At 75.3% G+C, this 16,087-nt stretch carries 13 protein-coding genes; 5 read left to right on the top strand and 8 right to left on the bottom strand.

Annotation, left to right across the window (positions count from 1 at the left end; translation table 11 throughout):
* Positions 1–34: 34 nt before the first annotated feature.
* Entirely contained in the window at positions 35–1,444 is a 1,410-nt protein-coding gene (locus tag MY526_RS10340; RefSeq protein ID WP_436703833.1) for an FAD-dependent oxidoreductase, read from the top strand.
* Positions 1,445–1,447: 3 nt separating this feature from the next.
* On the opposite strand, the gene MY526_RS10335 is transcribed toward MY526_RS10340, so the two are convergent.
* Positions 1,448–2,557 (bottom strand): inositol monophosphatase family protein, encoded by a 1,110-nt coding sequence (locus MY526_RS10335; RefSeq protein WP_436703832.1) that lies wholly within the window; start codon positions 2,555–2,557, stop codon positions 1,448–1,450.
* On the bottom strand, positions 2,550–5,357 hold the full coding sequence (gene ppc, locus MY526_RS10330) for a phosphoenolpyruvate carboxylase (protein WP_436703831.1): 2,808 nt from the start codon (positions 5,355–5,357) through the stop codon (positions 2,550–2,552). The genes MY526_RS10335 and ppc overlap by 8 nt, the downstream gene beginning before the upstream one ends.
* Before the next feature lie 57 nt (positions 5,358–5,414).
* Between ppc and MY526_RS10325 the strand changes: the two genes are divergently transcribed.
* A complete protein-coding gene (locus MY526_RS10325) occupies positions 5,415–6,344 on the top strand; it encodes an SMP-30/gluconolactonase/LRE family protein (protein ID WP_436692493.1) in 930 nt (309 codons plus the stop codon).
* 29 nt (positions 6,345–6,373) lie between these two features.
* Here the strand turns inward: MY526_RS10325 and MY526_RS10320 are convergent, their stop codons facing one another.
* From MY526_RS10320 to MY526_RS10305, 4 genes are all read right to left on the bottom strand, one after another.
* Positions 6,374–7,231: a tetratricopeptide repeat protein gene (locus MY526_RS10320; protein ID WP_436703830.1), complete on the bottom strand. Its 858-nt coding sequence runs from the start codon at positions 7,229–7,231 to the stop codon at positions 6,374–6,376.
* Positions 7,232–7,309: 78 nt separating this feature from the next.
* Positions 7,310–8,287: a TIGR03557 family F420-dependent LLM class oxidoreductase gene (locus MY526_RS10315; protein WP_436692495.1), complete on the bottom strand. Its 978-nt coding sequence runs from the start codon at positions 8,285–8,287 to the stop codon at positions 7,310–7,312.
* A 39-nt stretch (positions 8,288–8,326) separates the two neighbouring features.
* Positions 8,327–9,511, bottom strand: coding sequence for an ABC transporter permease (locus MY526_RS10310; RefSeq protein WP_436692496.1), 1,185 nt, complete (start codon positions 9,509–9,511; stop codon positions 8,327–8,329).
* Complete coding sequence (locus MY526_RS10305) at positions 9,508–10,425, bottom strand: ABC transporter ATP-binding protein (RefSeq protein ID WP_436692497.1); 918 nt, start codon at positions 10,423–10,425, stop codon at positions 9,508–9,510. Before MY526_RS10305 ends, MY526_RS10310 begins: the two co-directional genes overlap by 4 nt.
* An 81-nt stretch (positions 10,426–10,506) precedes the next feature.
* Between MY526_RS10305 and MY526_RS10300 the strand changes: the two genes are divergently transcribed.
* A complete protein-coding gene (locus tag MY526_RS10300) occupies positions 10,507–11,181 on the top strand; it encodes a UdgX family uracil-DNA binding protein (RefSeq protein ID WP_436703829.1) in 675 nt (224 codons plus the stop codon).
* 40 nt (positions 11,182–11,221) lie between these two features.
* Here MY526_RS10300 and MY526_RS10295 read toward each other — a convergent pair whose 3' ends face one another.
* Both MY526_RS10295 and pdxH read right to left on the bottom strand, forming a co-directional pair.
* A complete protein-coding gene (locus MY526_RS10295; RefSeq protein ID WP_436692499.1) occupies positions 11,222–12,619 on the bottom strand; it encodes an MFS transporter in 1,398 nt (465 codons plus the stop codon).
* A 239-nt stretch (positions 12,620–12,858) separates the two neighbouring features.
* Complete coding sequence (gene pdxH / locus MY526_RS10290) at positions 12,859–13,506, bottom strand: pyridoxamine 5'-phosphate oxidase (protein ID WP_436692500.1); 648 nt, start codon at positions 13,504–13,506, stop codon at positions 12,859–12,861.
* Between the two features lie 180 nt (positions 13,507–13,686).
* Here pdxH and MY526_RS10285 point away from each other — a divergent pair, with 180 nt between their 5' ends.
* Both MY526_RS10285 and serC read left to right on the top strand, forming a co-directional pair.
* Positions 13,687–14,817, top strand: coding sequence for a citrate synthase 2 (locus MY526_RS10285; protein WP_436692501.1), 1,131 nt, complete (start codon positions 13,687–13,689; stop codon positions 14,815–14,817).
* 99 nt (positions 14,818–14,916) lie between these two features.
* Positions 14,917–16,029: a phosphoserine transaminase gene (gene serC, locus MY526_RS10280; protein ID WP_436692502.1), complete on the top strand. Its 1,113-nt coding sequence runs from the start codon at positions 14,917–14,919 to the stop codon at positions 16,027–16,029.
* Positions 16,030–16,087 lie beyond the last annotated feature (58 nt).

The following is a 16,087-nucleotide window of genomic DNA, read 5'->3' as shown; positions in this document are numbered from 1 at the left end:
TGCATTCCCGCCCGCGCGGGTCAGGATGCCTGTCGTGTCGGTCGAGGAAGACCCCGGTCCCCCGTCCTCCGTGCCACCCCTGCGGGTGGCCGTCGTCGGCGCGGGTCCGGCCGGCATCTACGCCGCCGAGGCGCTGACCCGCCAGGACGACGTGCCGGTGGCCGTCGACCTGCTGGACCGGCTGCCCACGCCGTTCGGCCTGGTGCGGCACGGCATCGCCCCCGACCACCCGAAGATGCGGGCCATCCGCGACACCCTGCACCGGGCGCTGGACCACCCGTCGGTGCGGTTCGTCGGCAACGTCGAGGTCGGGCGGGACCTCGACTGCGCCGACCTGGCCCGCACCGTCGACGCCGTCGTCTACACCTACGGCGCGGCGCTGGACCGGCACCTGGCCATCCCCGGGGAGGAGCTGCCGGGCAGCCTGGCCGCGACCGACCTGGTCGCCTGGTACACCGGCCACCCCGACGCCGACCGCGCGCGGGTGGAGGCGGCGCTCGCCGGGGCGCGGTCGGTCGTGGTGGTCGGCGTCGGCAACGTGGCGCTCGACGTCGCCCGCGTGCTGGCCCGCACGCCGGCCGAACTCGAGCCGACCGACATGCCCCAGCACGTGCTCGACGCCCTGGCCGCCGCGCCGGTGGGGTCGGTCACCGTCCTCGGCCGCCGCGGCCCGGCACACGCCACGTTCACCACCCAGGAGCTGCGCGAGCTCGACGAGCTGGCGCAGGCCACCGTGCTGGTCGACCCCGCCGACCTGGAGCTCGACCCCGCCGCCGAGGAGCGGGCCGCCGCCGACCGCGTGGTCAGCCGCAACCTCGCCGTGCTGCGCGAGTGGGCCGGGCACACGCTCGAACCGGGCCGGACCCCGCTGCGGCTGCGCTTCTACACCCGTCCGGTGCGGCTGGTCGGCGAGGAGCGGGTGACCGGCGTCGAGGTCGAGCGCACCGTCGTCGACGCCGAGGGCCGCGCGTCGGGCACCGGTGAGCTGGAGGTCCTCCCCGCCGACCTGGTGGTGCGCTCGGTCGGCTACCGCGGCAGCGGGCTGCCGCACCTGCCGCTCGACGAGCGGCGCGGCACCGTGCCCAACGAGGGAGGGCGGGTGCTGCGCGACGGGCAGCGCGCGCCCGGCGAGTACGTGGCCGGCTGGATCAAGCGGGGGCCGACCGGCGTCGTCGGCACCAACAAGCACGACGCCCGGGAGACGGTCGCCGCGCTGCTCGAGGACGTCGCCGCCGGGGTCCTCCGGCCGGGCCGCGGCGGGGGCGACGACCTGGTGTCCGAGCTCCGGGCCAACGGCGCCGACCCGGTCCTGCTGGAGGACTGGCGGGCGATCGACGCGGCCGAGGTCGCCCTCGGGGCCACCCGCGGCCGGGCCCGGACGACGCTGCACGAGTGGGAGTCGCTGCTGGCGGCGGTCAAGGAGGCGGCCGCCCGGGCCCGCTGAGCCTCACCCGGCGGCGACCAGCAGCTCCCGCGCCGTCCGGACGTCCGCGGCGGCGACCAGCCGGATCAGGGTCTCGGTGTCCGGCCGGAGCAGCAGCGGCCCGCCGTCGGGGGCGAGCGCCACCCCGCCGGCCGCGGCGAGCACGGCCAGCCCCCCGGCGACGTCGTGCACGTGCGTGCCACTGCGGTCCAGGTCGTGCCAGGCCGCGGCCGACCCGTCGGCGACCAGGCACAGGTCGACCGCGGTGCAGCCGGTGACCCGGATCCGCCGCGCGGCCGCCGGCACGGGAACGCTCCCGCCCGGCGGAGCCGTGGGGACGACGACCGTGCCACCCGTCCGGGGCCGGACGGGCACGCCGTCGCGGCGGGCGCCGGCGCCGAGCGCTCCCTCCCAGCGGCGGCCGCTCGACAGGTCGGCCACGATCCCGGCGACGGCGCGGCCGCCGCGGACGAGGGCGGCCGAGAACGCCCACGGCGGCAGCCCGGCCCGGAAGTTGCCGGTGCCGTCCAGCGGGTCCAGCACGATCCACGGCGCGTCGTCGGCGACCGGCCGGTCGTGGCGCTCCTCGCTGAGCAGGGGAACGCCCAGCGGGGCGAGCACCTCCGCGGCGGCGGCGTGCGCGGCCTCGTCGGCGGCCAGCGACGGGCTGCCGTCGTCCTTGACCCGGTCGGTGCCGGCGTCCCGGGCCAGCGCGGCGGCGACCTCGACGCGAGTGGCGGCCAGCGCGGCCAGGTGCAGGAAGCGGTCGGCGAGCGGCGCCTCCACCGGTGGCAGGGGAACGGGGAGGACGTCGTCGCGCACCCGGTCGCGCACCCGCTCGCAGCCCCAGCCGGCCGCGACGGCGAGGACGCGGGGCTGGGTGATCCGTGCGCCGGTCCGGCGCACGAGCACCGCCTCCGCGGCGCCGTCCTCCCCCCACTCGCGGCGCAGCAGCGCGACGCTGCCCCGGTCGTCGACCAGCAGCCGCCGGGCGGGGTCGACGAGCGTGGTGGCGAGGGCGGCCGGCGCGACGCCGAGGGACTCGGCCGCCGAGCGCACCTCGTCCGCCCGGGTCGCCACCCGCAGGTCGAGCGGTCCCGGGTCGGCCCGCCACTCCAGCCGCGGCTCAGCCACTGTTGCGCAGGGCCGTGGCGATGCCGTTGATGGTCAGCTGGATGTTGCGCCGCACCAGCTCGTCGTCGTCCCCGCCGCGACGCCGTCGCAGCATCTCGACCTGCAGGTGGTGCAGCGGCTCCAGGTAGGGGAACCGGTTGCGGATCGACCGCGCCAGCGACGGGTTGTCCGCCAGCAGCCGGTCGTCGCCGGTGACCGCCAGCAGCATCCGGCAGCTGCGCTCGTGCTCGGCGGTGATCTGGTCGAACACCCGGTGCCGCAGCTCCTCGTCGGGCACCAGCTCGGCGTAGCGGGCGGCCAGCCCGAGATCGGTCTTGGCCAGGACCATCCCCATGTTCGACAGCATGGTGCGCAGGAACGGCCAGCGCCGGTGCAGCTCCTGCAGCCGGGCCAGCTTCGCGTCGTCGCCGTCCACCCAGCTCTCCAGCGCGGTGCCGGTGCCGTACCAGCCGGGCAGCATGATGCGGCTCTGCGACCAGCTGAACACCCACGGGATGGCGCGCAGGTCGGCGATCGAGTCGCCGGCCTTGCGCGACGGCGGCCGGCTGCCGATGTTCAGCTCGGCCAGCTCGCCGATCGGCGTCGCCGCGCGGAACCAGTCGACGAAGCCCGGCGTCTCGTGCACCAGCGCCCGGTAGGCCTGCTGCGCGCGGGCGGCGAGGTCGTCGAGCAGGGCGTAGGCCGGTTCGGCGTCCTCCCCCAGGCCCTCGACGTCGAGCAGGGTCGACTCCAGGGTGGCCGCGACCACCGCCTCCAGGTTGCGCCGGGCGAGGTCCGGGTCGGCGTACTTGGCGGCGATGACCTCGCCCTGCTCGGTGATCCGCAGCGCGCCCGCGACCGCACCCGGCGGCTGGGCGCGGATGGCGTCGTAGCTGGGCCCGCCGCCGCGCCCGACGGTGCCGCCGCGGCCGTGGAACAGCCGCAGCCGGATGCCCTCGGTCCGGGCCACCTCGACCAGCGCCAGCTCGGCCCGGTACAGCGCCCAGTTGGCGGCGAGGTAGCCGCCGTCCTTGTTGCTGTCGGAGTAGCCGAGCATGACCTCCTGCACGTCGCCCCGGTTGGCCACGAGCGTGCGGTAGAGCGGCTCGCCGAGGACGGCGGACATCGTCTGCGCGGCGCGCTGGAGGTCAGCGATCGTCTCGAACAGCGGCGAGATGCCGACCGGGCAGGTCGGGCCGTCCTCGCCGTCGGGGTCGAGCAGCCCGACCTCCTTGAGCAGGACGGCGACCTCGAGGACGTCGCTCACCGACTCGCACATGCTGATCACGTAGTTCGGGATCGCCCGCGGCCCGAGCTCCCGCACCTGCCCGGCCGCGGCCTCCAGCAGGTCGAGCTCCCCGCGGGCCAGCTCGGACAGCTCCGCCCCGTGCCGGACCAGCGGGCGGCGCATCCGCAGCTCGCCGACCAGCAGGGCCACCCGGTCGTCCTCGTCGAGGGCGGCGTAGTCGGGGCAGACGCCGGCCCAGGCGAGCAGCTCGCCGAGCACCTCCTCGTGGACCGCCGAGTTCTGCCGCATGTCCAGCCCGCAGAGGTGGAACCCGAAGACCTCGACGGCGTCGCGCAGGCGGGCCAGCCGGTCGTCGGCGAGCGCGTCGGCCCCGTGCCGGCGCAGCGACGTGTCGACCGTCGCCAGGTCGGCGAGCAGCTCGTCGGGGCCGTCGTAGGGCTCGAGCTCGTGGTGCGGCGGGCGGCCCGGGACGAACCCGAGCACCCGCTGGGCGGTGGCGGCCAGCCGGGCGTGGATGCCGTGCAGCGCGCGCCGGTAGGACTCGTCGGCGCGGAACGGCGAGTCGTCGCGGGAGGCCTCGGCCAGGTGCGCCAGCTCCGGCGTGGGGGTGATCAGCCGGTCGGACATGGACAGCTCGTCGTGCAGCGCCAGCAGCTCACCGAGGTGGTGGGCCAGCGCGGTCTCGGCCTGCCGGGTGCTGGCCCGGCGGACGGCGTCGGCGGTGACGAACGGGTTGCCGTCGCGGTCGCCGCCGATCCAGGAGCCGGGCAGCAGCATGGGCCGCGGGAGCAGCCCGGCGTGCGGCCAGCGCTCGCGCAGCGCCCGGCGCAGCTCGGCGTTGATCGCCGGGACCACCTCGAACAGGGACAGCTCGTAGTAGCGCAGCGCCTCGTCGATCTCGTCGGCCAGCCGCAGCCGGGACAGCCGCAGCAGCGCCGTCTGCCAGAGGGTGAGCACCGCCCGGTGCAGCTCGGCCGACCACTCGGCCTCCTCCACCTCGCCGGGGGCGGAGCGGTCGCGGCGGCGGATCAGCTCGGTGACCTGGCGCTGCACGCGGAAGACCGTGCGGCGCCGGACCTCGGTGGGGTGGGCGGTGACGACCGGGCAGACCAGCGCGCCGGCGAGCTCGCGCGCGACGACGTCCGGGTCGAGCCGCGCGGCGTCCAGCAGCCCCAGGGTGGCCGCCAGGCTGCCCTTCTGCGGGGGCGAGCCCTCGCGCCGGTGGATGCGGCGGCGCCGCTGGTGGTGGATGTCCTCGGCGAGGTTGGCCAGCAGCGAGAAGTGACTGAACGCGCGGATGACGTGGTTGGTGGAGCGGACGTCGAGATCGCCGAGCCGGGCGGCCAGCTCGGCGCGGTCGACCTCCGAGCGGCGGACGCGGAAGGCCTCCACCCGGGTGGACTCCACCAGCGCCAGCACGTCCTCGCCCGACTGCTCGCCGATCACCTCCCCCAGGACGCGGCCCAGGAGCCGGATGTCCTCGCGGAGCGGGGCGTCGGTGGCAGCGGTGGCATCCCCCTCCGCCCCTCCGTGGTGGCGCAGGTCGGCGACGTCGACAGTGGCTTCCGACACGGGGGCAGTATCGGGGGCGGGTGTGACGAGCGGGTGTCCTGGGGAGATCCTCCCGTCGTGGACCGTCTCCGGGCCGTCGCCGCCGACCTCTCCCCCGCCCGCCACGGGGAGGGCCCGCGGTGGGACGCCGACCGCGCCGAGCTGCTGTGGGTGGACATCGCCGCGGGCCTGGTCCGCCGGGCCACGGTCGCCGCCGACGGCACCCTCACCGAGACGGCCGTGCACCCCGGCGGCGACACCGTGGGCGCCGTCGCCCCCGCGACCGCCGGAGGCTGGCTGCTGGCCGCGGGCGGCGGCTTCACCCACCTGGCCGGCGACGGGACGGCGCGGGTGCTGGTGACCCTCGCCGGCGAGGGCGGCACCGAGGCGAGCGGCGGCACGCGGATGAACGACGCCGCCTGCGACCGCGCCGGCCGGTTCTTCGCCGGCACCATGGCCTTCGACCAGCGGCCCGGCGGCGGGACGCTGTACCGGCTGGACGTCGACGGCACGGTGACCACCGTGCTCGACGGGCTCACCGTCTCCAACGGCATCGGCTGGTCCCCCGACGACCGCACCGTCTACCTGGCCGACTCCGGCCCCGGCGTCGTGCACGCCTTCGACTACGACGTGTCCGCCGGCACGTTCGCCAACGGCCGGGTGCTGCTGGAGTTCTCCGGCGACGAGGGCGTCGCCGACGGCCTGACCGTCGACGACGACGGCTGCCTCTGGACGGCGCTGTGGGGTGGCGGCCAGGTCCGCCGCTGGTCACCGGACGGCGAGCTGCTGGCCGTCGTCGAGGTGCCGGTGGCCCAGACGTCGAGCTGCGCGTTCGCCGGCCCGGGCCGGGACCTGCTGGTGGTCAGCACCTCCACCGAGGGCATGGACGACGCCGCGCGGGCGGCCCAGCCCGACGCCGGCCGGCTGTTCACCGCCCGGCCGGGGCCCACCGGACCCGCGGCGTTCCCCTACCGCGGCCCGCTGGGTGGAGTCCGCCAGGTGGTGTAGCCGTCGGTTTCCGCGGAAACCGACGCTCTTCAGCCCTCGAGGTCGCGCAGCGCCCGCGCGGCCAGGTCGTCGCCGTCGGCCGCGCCGAGCCGGAAGTGCTCCACCGCGCCGTCGTGGTCGCCCCGCTCGGCGAGCAGCACGGCCAGGTTGTGGTGGCAGTAGCTGTCCCCGGCGGCGATGCCGGCGCGGTAGGCCTCCTCGGCCGCCTCGACGTCGCACAGCTCCTCGACGTAGAAGTTGCCCAGCGGCAGCCAGGCCTGGGCCTCGCCCCGCTTGGCGCCCCGCTCGAGGGCGAACCGGGCCTCGGCCACCCGGTCCGTCGCGCGCAGCAGCGCGGCCAGCGCGGTGCGGGCGCCGGGATAGTGGTCCGCCCCGGCCCGCAGGTCGGCCTCCAGATCGAGGTCGCCGGTCGCCGCCCACCGCCAGCACGCGACGACGGCCGCGGCACCGGCGTCCCCGGTCGCGGCCACCTCCTCGGCCACCGCCAGGGCCTGCTGGTGCTCGCCCTGCTCGCGCAGGAGGAAGGCCAGCTGCAGCCCGCCCTCGGAGTCGCCGGCCTGGCCGGCGCCGCGGTAGGCGCGCATCGCGCCGGCCAGGTCCCCGATCTCCTCGAGGACCAGGCCGAGGTTGACCCACGCGTCGGCCTCGCCGCCGACCAGGGCCTGCTCGTAGGCCTCGACGGCCTCCTCGACCCGCCCGCGGGCAGCCAAGCTGTTGCCCAGGTTGAACCAGCCCAGGGCAGCCCCCAGCTCGGCGGCGCGGCGGAAGCAGCGTTCGGCGTCCCGGTCGCGCCCGGCATCGGCCAGGTCGCAGCCCAGCTCGATGATCACGTCGGCGTCCCGGCAGGCGCGCAGCCGCCGGAGGCGCCCGTCCAGGTCCTTCCCCATGCGGTGATCATCAGGGCGGCCGGCGGCGGCGTCGTCCCCCGACCGTGGCGTCTCACCCCGAGGAGGAGGTGCCCCGGCTCACCCGCCGAAGGCCTCCCGCCAGGCGGGCACCAGCTCCTCCTGGCTCCAGCGGAGGAACGGCTCCTGGTGCCCGCCACCGATCTGCACCAGCGCGAGGTGGGTGAACCCGGCGTCGGCATAGGCCCTCGCCGCCTCGAGCACCGCGTCGACGTCGTCCCCGCACGGGATGCTCGCCGCGACGTCCTCCTCCCGCACGAACTGGCTGGCCGAGTCGAACGCCGGGGTGTCCGGCAGCTCGGCGTTGACCTTCCAGCCGAGGCCGAACCAGCGGAACAGGGTGTGCGCGCGGGTGACGGCGGCGTCCCGGTCGGCGTCGTAGCAGACCGGCATCTGCCCGATCCGGGGCTTGCCGGCCCCGCCGGCGGCGTCGAACTGCTCCCCGAGCTCGGCGTTCGGCTCGACGGCGATCATCGCGTCGGCGAGCTCGCCGGCGATCTGGCAGGACTGTGCGCCGGAGACGGCGACGCCGATCGGCACCCGCTGCTCGGGGAGGTCCCAGAGCTTGGCCGACTCGACGTCGAAGTGCTCGCCCCGGATGTTGCAGTACCCGCCGTCGAAGAGGTCGCTGATGATCTGGATCGCCTCGACCAGCATCTCCTGGCGGACGTCGGCCGGCGGCCAGCCGGCACCGACGACGTGCTCGTTGAGGTTCTCGCCGGAGCCCAGGCCGAGGGTGAACCGGCCGTCGGAGAGCAACTGCAGCGTCGCCGCCTTCTGCGCGACGACCGCCGGGTGGTACCGGAACGACGGGCAGGTCACGTAGGTCATGAGCGGGATGCGGCTGGTGGCCTGCGCGGCGGCGCCCAGGACGGTCCACGCGTGCGGCGCGTGGCCCATCTCGTCGAGCCAGGGGAAGTAGTGGTCGCTGCTGACCGCGAAGTCGAAGCCGACCTCCTCGGCGCCCACCACGTGGGCGACCAGGTCCTTCGGCCCCGCCTGCTCGGTCATCATCGTGTAGCCCAGCTGCATCGCCATGCGGCGGCGGCTACCCGGGCCCGGTTGCGCCCAACCGGTTCACACGCGCTCGGCGCGCAGCGCCTCCCGCAGCTTGACCTTGCCGGTGGTGCGCAGCAGCGCCCCCGCGTACACCCGCCCGCCGAGCCGCACGATGAGCGCGATCGCCACGAGCATGAGGACGACGGCCAGCGCCACCTCCCACAGTGCGGCCTCCCCGGCGGCCTGCCGCACCGGCATGACCAGCGGCGACAGCCCGGGCACGTAGGAGGCGACCGTGGCCAGCGTGCTGGTGGGGTCGCCGGCGGCCTGGAAGGCGACGACGAAGCCGACCACGAGCAGGAGCGACGTCGGCGTCAGCACGCTGCCGAGGTCCTCCTGCCGGCTGACCAGGGAGGCCGCGACGGCGAACACGGAGGCGTAGAACGCGTACCCCAACACGAACCAGGCGACGACCGTGAGCACCGTGCTGATCAGCTCGCCGGGCACCGCGACCACGTCGAAGGCCAGCGCGGCGGACACCCCGACGACGCCGATCACGACGATCTGCCCGAGCCCCAGGACGCCGAGGCCCAGGATCTTCCCGGCGAGCAGCTGCCACGGGCGCATGGTGGCCAGCAGCAGCTCCACCACGCGGCTGGACTTCTCCTCCACGACGCCCTGAGCGACGAACTGGGCGAAGAGGATGAGCAGGCCGTACAGGACGGCGACCCCGATGACCGCCACGACGATCCGCTGGCCGTCGTCCTCGGCGTCCGCCAGCGGCGTCACCGCGACCTGGGGCAGTTGCTGCAGGTCGACACCCGCCTCGAGCAGCCGGTCGGAGATCGCCACCCCGGTGACCGCGCCGCTGACGACTGCCTCCATCGTCGCGTCGCGCTCGCGCACGATCAGCTCGGGGTTCGCCCCCGCACCGTCCACCAGCGCGCCGTCGACCTCCTCGTCCTCGACCGCGGCGTGGGCCGTCGCCTCGTCGGCGTACTCGACGACCTCGACGGCGACGCCGACGGTCGCCGCCTGCTCCTGGACGGCGGGCCCGAGCCGGCTCGCGTCGCCGACGATCCCCAGCCGGCCCTCGTCCCCGCCGGAGTTGACCGCGACCTGGAAGGCCATCAGGCCCAGCAGGAGGACGACGATGACGATCGAGCTGATGATGAAGTTCTTGTCCCGGATGCGGCTGGAGATCTCCCGGCCGGCGACCAGCCGGACGAGGGCCGCGCTGCCCGGGTTCCCCGGCTCGCTCATGCCGCCACCTGCTCGCGCGGAGCCGGGTCGGCGACGGCCTCGCGGAAGAGCTCGACGAGGGTCGGTTCGCGCCAGGCGAAGTGGGTGACCCGGCCGGTGCGCAGCGCCGCGGCCAGCACCGCCTGGTCGTCGGTCCCGCCGTCGAGCTCCAGCAGGGTGTCGCCGGCCTGCTGCGAGACGACCCGCACGCCGGGCAGGAGGGCCGGCCAGCCCGCGGGCGCGTCGGGGACGACGACCCGCAGCAGCCGGCCGGCCTCCCGGCGGCGCAGCTCGGCGACCGTCCCGGTGGCGACCATGTGGCCGCGGGCGAGGATGCCGACGGAGTCGCACAGCCGCTCGACCAGGTCGAGCTGGTGGCTGGAGAACACGACCGGGACGCCGTCGCGGACCTGCTCCAGCAGCGCCTCCGCCAGGGAGTCCACGCCGACCGGGTCCAGGCCCGAGAACGGCTCGTCGAGGATGAGCACCTCGGGCCGGCTGACGAGCGCGGCGGCGAGCTGCACGCGCTGCTGGTTGCCCAGCGACAGCTTCTCCACCTGGTCGCCGCGGCGGGCGCCGAGGCCCAGCCGCTCGGCCCAGTGCTCGGCGGCGCGGCGGGCCGCGGCGGCGTCGAGACCGTGCAGCCGCGCGAAGTAGGCCAGCTGCTCGCCGACCTTCATCTTCGGGTAGAGGCCGCGCTCCTCCGGCATGTAGCCGACCCGCCGCCGCACCTCCTGGTCGAGCGGACGGCCCTGCCAGCGGACCTCCCCGGCGTCGGCGCGGGCCAGCCCCAGCGCGATCCGCATGGTCGTGGTCTTGCCGGCCCCGTTGGCGCCGCAGAAGCCGAACATCGACCCGGGCGCGACCGTGAACGTCACCCCCTCGAGCACCTGGTTCGACCCGTAGGTCTTGTACAGCCCCTCGAACTCCAGCACCGTTCCTCCGTCCGATCCGCTCCTCGACCGTATCGGTCGGCCGAGGTCGCGCCGCGCACGCGACTGGGGTGTCATCGGGTCATGAGCGAGGAGAACGTCCCGGCACAGCCGCCGTCCGGGGTCGGGCTGGACGGGCTGCGCGCCGCCGCGGCCGGGTGCACGGCGTGCGAGCTGTGGCAGGGCACCACCCAGACGGTGTTCGGCGAGGGCCCGCCGACCGCCCGCATCGTGTTCGTCGGTGAGCAGCCCGGCGACCAGGAGGACCGCAAGGGCGAGCCGTTCGTCGGCCCGGCCGGCCGGCTGCTGGACAAGGCACTGGGCGACGCCGGCATCGACCGCCGCGACGCCTACGTCACCAACGCCGTCAAGCACTTCCGCTTCACGCAGAAGGGCAAGCGGCGGATCCACCAGACGCCGGGTCCCGAGCACCTGCGCGCCTGCCGGCCGTGGCTGGAGGCGGAGTTCGCCGTCCTCCAGCCCGAGGTCGTGGTCTGCCTCGGGGCCACCGCGGCCAAGGCGCTGATCTCGCCGTCCTTCCGGATCACCAAGGACCGCGGCCGGCTCGTCCCGTGGACCCCGCCCGGCACCGAGGCCGCCGCCGACCCGGCCGACGACGACGAGGACGCCCCGCACCAGACGTGGATGCTGGCCACCACGCACCCCTCGGCGATCCTGCGGACGCCGGACGAGGCCCGCGACGCCGCCTACGACGCCCTCGTCGCCGACCTCCGGGTGGTCGCGCACGCGCTGGCCTGAGCCCGGCACCCCCCGGGAAAGCGAAACGGTCCGTATCCGGTCATGATTCGGGGTGCCCCGGCCGGTCGTCGCCACTCTCGGGGGCGGGCGAGGCCGGCCGGGGCTCGCCCGCCGCCGTGCCCGCGTAGGCCGCCCGGGACGCCCGGAAGTGCCAGAACGACGGCACGGCGACCGCGACGACGGCCATCGCGACGACGACCACGACGCCGCCGGACACCATCGCCGCGCTGACCGAGGCCGCACTGGCGATCGCGCCCGCCCGCAGGTCCCCGAGCCGGGGCCCGCCCGCGACGACGACGAGGAAGACGCCCTGCATCCGGCCGCGCATCTCCTCGGGGGCGGCCAACTGGAGCATCGAGGACCGGAGCACCGCGCTGACCATGTCGCCGGCCCCGGCCACCGCCAGGCACAGCACGGCGAGCCACAGCGACGGCGCGACGCCGAAGCCGATGATCGCCAGGCCCCACACGACGATCGCGCCGAGCACGACGACGCCCTGCCGGTCGACCCGCGACACCCACCCCGAGGTCAGCCCCATGACCAGCGCGCCGATCGAGATCCCGGCGTACAGCCAGCCCAGGCTGTTGGGCGAGTCCGCGTACCGCCCCTCCGACAGCTCGGGGAACACCGCCTGCGGCCAGGCGAAGCACATCGCGATGATGTCGACGACGAAGGTCATCAGGAGCACCGGCTGGGTGCGCAGGAAGCCGAAGCCCTCCCACACGCCGCGCAGTGCGGCGCCGAGCCGCAGCGGCCCGGCGTCCCGGCCGGGGAGCAGCGTCGGCAGGCCGCGCAGCAGCAGCACGGCGACGACGAAGCCGAGCGCGTCCACGGTGTAGGTGATGAACAGGTCGCCGACGGCGATGAGGACGCCGGCCAGCAGCGGCCCGACGATGACCCCCACCTGCCGCACCGTCATCGCCAGCGCGTTGGCCGCCGGCACCCCCTCGGCGCCGACGATGGCCGGGATGACGGCGCTGCGGGTCGGCTGGTTGACGGCGCTGAAGCCGGAGACGCAGGCGGTGAGGACCCACAGGAGCCAGAGGTTCCCGCCGCCGGGCAGCAGCGCCTGGACGGCGAGCAGCGCGCTGGTCACCGCGGAGCCGACCCCGGTGACCAGCATGAGGCGGCGCCGGTCCATGGAGTCGGCGATGGCGCCACCGAGCAGGCCGAAGACGATGAGCGGGACCAGCGCCACGATCGAGGTGACGCCGACCAGCAGCGAGGAGCCGGTGAGGGTGAAGACCTGGTACGGGACGGCGACCAGCGTCATCTGCTGGCCGAGCATGGTCGCCGCCACGCCCCAGAACAGCCGCCGGTAGTCCGGGTTGCGCAGCGGGGTGGTGTCGATGGCCCAGGCGCGCTGGGGCCTCGCCGGCACCGGCACCGGCTCCTCGACCGGGCCGCCACCCTCGACGGGGTCGACGGGTGAAGTCATCGGGTCACCGGCTCGCTCCCGCGGCGCGCTCCGCTCCTCGCTCGCCGGCGCCCGCTGCGATGCTCACGCCCCTGTGCGCTCACCAGGCCCCCCGTTCGCTCCCGCAGGGCGCTCCGCTCCTCGCTCGTTCCTCGCTGCGATGCTCACGCCCCTGTGCGCTCACCAGGCCCCCCGTTCGCTCCCGCAGGGCGCTCCGCTCCTCGCTCGTTCCTCGCTGCGATGCTCACGCCCCTGTCCGCTCACGGAGCGAGCCGCTGGACGATCCAGCCGCCACCCTCCTCGTCATCCCGCACGAACCGCAGCCGGTCGTGCAGCCGGTCGACGCCGCCCTGCCAGAACTCGACCCGGTCGGGGACCACGCGGTAGCCGCCCCACGCCTCCGGCCGGGGCACCCCGCCCTCCGGCGTCCCGGCGTCGAGCCGGCGCAGCCGCTCCACCAGCTCCTCGCGCGAGTCGACGACGGTCGACTGCACCGAGGCCGCGGCCGCCAGCTGGGCACCGCGCGGGCGGGGGTCCCACAGGTCGTCGGACGCCGCGGCGCCCACCCGCTCGACCCGGCCGGCCACCCGCACCTGGCGCTGGAGGGCGTGCCAGGGGAAGACCAGCGCCGCCCGGGGGTTGACCGCGAGCTGGGCGCCCTTGGCCGAGGCGTAGCTGGTGCCGAAGACGAAGCCGTACTCGTCGTAGCCCTTGACGAGCACGATGCGGGCGTCCGGGGCGCCGTCGGCGTCGGCGGTGGCGACCACCGCGGCGTTGGGCTCCGGGAGCTCGGCCGCCACGGCGTCGCCGAACCAGCGGTCGAACTGCTCGACCCAGCTGGGGGCGAGGTCCTCCTCCCGGAGACCCTCCTGGTCGTAGTCCCTGCGCATGCGGGAGAGGTCGGGCACGAACCCATGCTGTCACCGGCCACCGACGGCGGTGCGACCCCGCCGTCGAACCCCCTGCCGGGGCGGGCCGTCCTCCCCCGCCCCGGCTGTTCCGGGCCCGTTCGCACGGCCTAGGGTCTGGTCGCAGTCGTGCGCCGTTCCCACGGACGCACGAGTCCCGCGCGCAGAGGAGCATGCGAGATGGCCGACGACTTCGTACCCGGCCTGGAGGGTGTCATCGCCTTCGAGACCGAGATCGCCGAACCCGACAAGGACGGCGGGGCGCTCCGGTACCGCGGCGTCGACATCGAGGACCTGGTCGGCAAGGTCACCTTCGGCAACGTCTGGGCGCTCCTGGTCGACGGCAAGTTCGGCCCCGGCCTGCCGCCGGCCGAGCCGTTCCCGATCCCGGTGCACACCGGCGACGTGCGCGTCGACGTGCAGGCCGCGCTGGCGATGCTCACCCCGATCTGGGGCTACAAGCCGCTGCTGGACATCGACCCCGACGAGGCGCGGGAGGAGCTGGCGCGGGCCGCCGTCATGGCGCTGTCCTACGTCGCCCAGTCCGCCCGCGGCATCGGCATCCCCGCGGTGCCGCAGAAGCGGATCGACGAGGCCTCGACCATCGTCGAGCGGTTCATGGTCCGCTGGCGCGGCGAGCCCGACCCCCGCCACGTCGCCGCCGTCGACGCCTACTGGACGTCGGCCGCCGAGCACGGCATGAACGCCTCGACGTTCACCGCCCGGGTCATCGCCTCCACCGGCGCCGACGTGGCGGCCGCCCTGTCCGGGGCGATCGGCGCGATGTCCGGGCCGCTGCACGGCGGTGCGCCGTCCCGCGTGCTGCACATGCTCGACGGCGTCGAGCAGTCCGACAGTGCCGAGCGGTACGTGAAGGACCTGCTCGACCGGGGCGAGCGGCTGATGGGCTTCGGCCACCGCGTCTACCGCGCCGAGGATCCCCGCGCCCGGGTGCTGCGCCGCGCCGCCGAGGAGCTGGGCGCACCGCGGTTCCAGGCCGCGCTGGCCCTGGAGCAGGCCGCGCTGACGGAGCTGCGCGAGCGCCGTCCCGACCGGCCGATCGAGACCAACGTGGAGTTCTGGGCGGCGATCGTCCTCGACTTCGCCGAGGTGCCCAGCCACATGTTCACCTCGATGTTCACCTGCGCCCGCACCGCCGGGTGGTGCGCGCACATCCTCGAGCAGAAGAAGACCGGCCGGCTGGTCCGCCCGTCGGCGCGCTACATCGGCCCGGACGCGCGCCGGCCCGAGGACGTCGAGGGCTTCGACACCATCACCACCAAGGCCATCAACCAGCCCACGCCGGCCTGAGAGAGGGCCTCCCTGCCCCCGCCACTCGCACGCTCGTGGCGGGCCCGTGCAGGGAGGCCGCCCGTCATCCCCACCCCACGTAGAAGGCAGTCCCCCCGGATGAGCATCACCATCCCCGCCGACCTCCTGCCTGCCGACGGCCGCTTCGGCTGCGGCCCGTCGAAGGTCCGCCCCGAGGCGCTGGAGGCGCTGGCGAGCAGCGGCGCCTCGCTCATGGGGACCTCGCACCGACAGTCGCCGGTGAAGGGCCTGGTCCGGCAGGTGCGCGAGGGGCTGACCCAGCTCTTCGACCTGCCCGACGGGTACGAGGTCGTGCTCGGCAACGGCGGGACGACCGCGTTCTGGGACGCGGCGATCATCGGCCTCATCCGGGAGCGCAGCGCGCACGGCACGTACGGGGAGTTCTCCGCGAAGTTCGCCTCCGGCGTGGCCGAGGCGCCGTTCCTCGCCGACCCGGTCGTCGCGAAGGCCGACCCGGGGTCGCTGGCGCTGCCGACGGCCGCCAAGGGCGTCGACGCCTACGCCTGGGCGCAGAACGAGACCTCGACCGGCGTCATGGCCCCGGTGCAGCGGCCGTCCGGCACGGACGACGCCCTGGTGCTGATCGACGCGACCAGCGGTGCCGGCGGGCTGCCGGTCGACGTCTCGCAGACCGACGTCTACTACTTCGCGCCGCAGAAGTGCTTCGCCGCCGACGGCGGGCTGTGGATCGCGCTGATGTCCGGGGACGCGCTGGAGCGGGTGGCCGAGATCAAGGCGTCGGGGCGGTGGATCCCGGGTTTCCTGGACCTGTCGATCGCCGTGGACAACTCCGGCAAGGACCAGACCTACAACACCCCCGCGGTCGGGACGCTGTTCCTGCTGGCCGACCAGATCCGCTGGCTGCTCTCGCTCGGCGGGCTCTCGGGCGCCGTGGCGCGCACGCGGGAGTCCTCGTCCCGGCTCTACGGCTGGGCCGAGCAGTCGCCGTACGCGACCCCGTTCGTCAAGGACCCCGACCACCGGTCCTACGTCGTGGGGACCGTCGACTTCGACGACTCGGTGGACGCCGCGCAGGTGGCGACGGTGCTGCGGGCCAACGGGGTGGTCGACGTCGAGCCCTACCGGAAGCTCGGCCGCAACCAGCTGCGCGTGGGCATGTTCCCCGCCGTCGACCCGGACGACGTGAGCGCCCTCACCGCCTGCATCGACCACGTGGTCGGGAAGCTCTGAGGGAGGGGCCGTTCGCGCCACGCCGGGCAGCCTGCGCAGCCGCTCCCCCGCCCGCGGA

It is taken from the genome of Geodermatophilus sp. CPCC 205761, from assembly GCF_051383655.1.
In the GTDB taxonomy this organism is placed as follows: Bacteria; Actinomycetota; Actinomycetes; order Mycobacteriales; family Geodermatophilaceae; genus Geodermatophilus.
The sequence above is the reverse complement of the archived record's forward strand: the minus strand, read 5'-3'. Positions and strand labels throughout refer to the sequence as shown.

Excerpts from the sequence above, each read along its gene's own strand:
- MY526_RS10320 (WP_436703830.1), bottom strand. The coding sequence starts at position 7,231 with ATGGGGAAGGACCTGGACGGGCGCCTCCGGCGGCTGCGCGCCTGCCGG.
- MY526_RS10315 (WP_436692495.1), bottom strand. The coding sequence starts at position 8,287 with ATGGCGATGCAGCTGGGCTACACGATGATGACCGAGCAGGCGGGGCCG.
- MY526_RS10310 (WP_436692496.1), bottom strand. The coding sequence starts at position 9,511 with ATGAGCGAGCCGGGGAACCCGGGCAGCGCGGCCCTCGTCCGGCTGGTC.
- MY526_RS10300 (WP_436703829.1), top strand. The coding sequence starts at position 10,507 with ATGAGCGAGGAGAACGTCCCGGCACAGCCGCCGTCCGGGGTCGGGCTG.
- MY526_RS10295 (WP_436692499.1), bottom strand. The coding sequence starts at position 12,619 with ATGACTTCACCCGTCGACCCCGTCGAGGGTGGCGGCCCGGTCGAGGAG.
- MY526_RS10285 (WP_436692501.1), top strand. The coding sequence starts at position 13,687 with ATGGCCGACGACTTCGTACCCGGCCTGGAGGGTGTCATCGCCTTCGAG.
- serC (WP_436692502.1), top strand. The coding sequence starts at position 14,917 with ATGAGCATCACCATCCCCGCCGACCTCCTGCCTGCCGACGGCCGCTTC.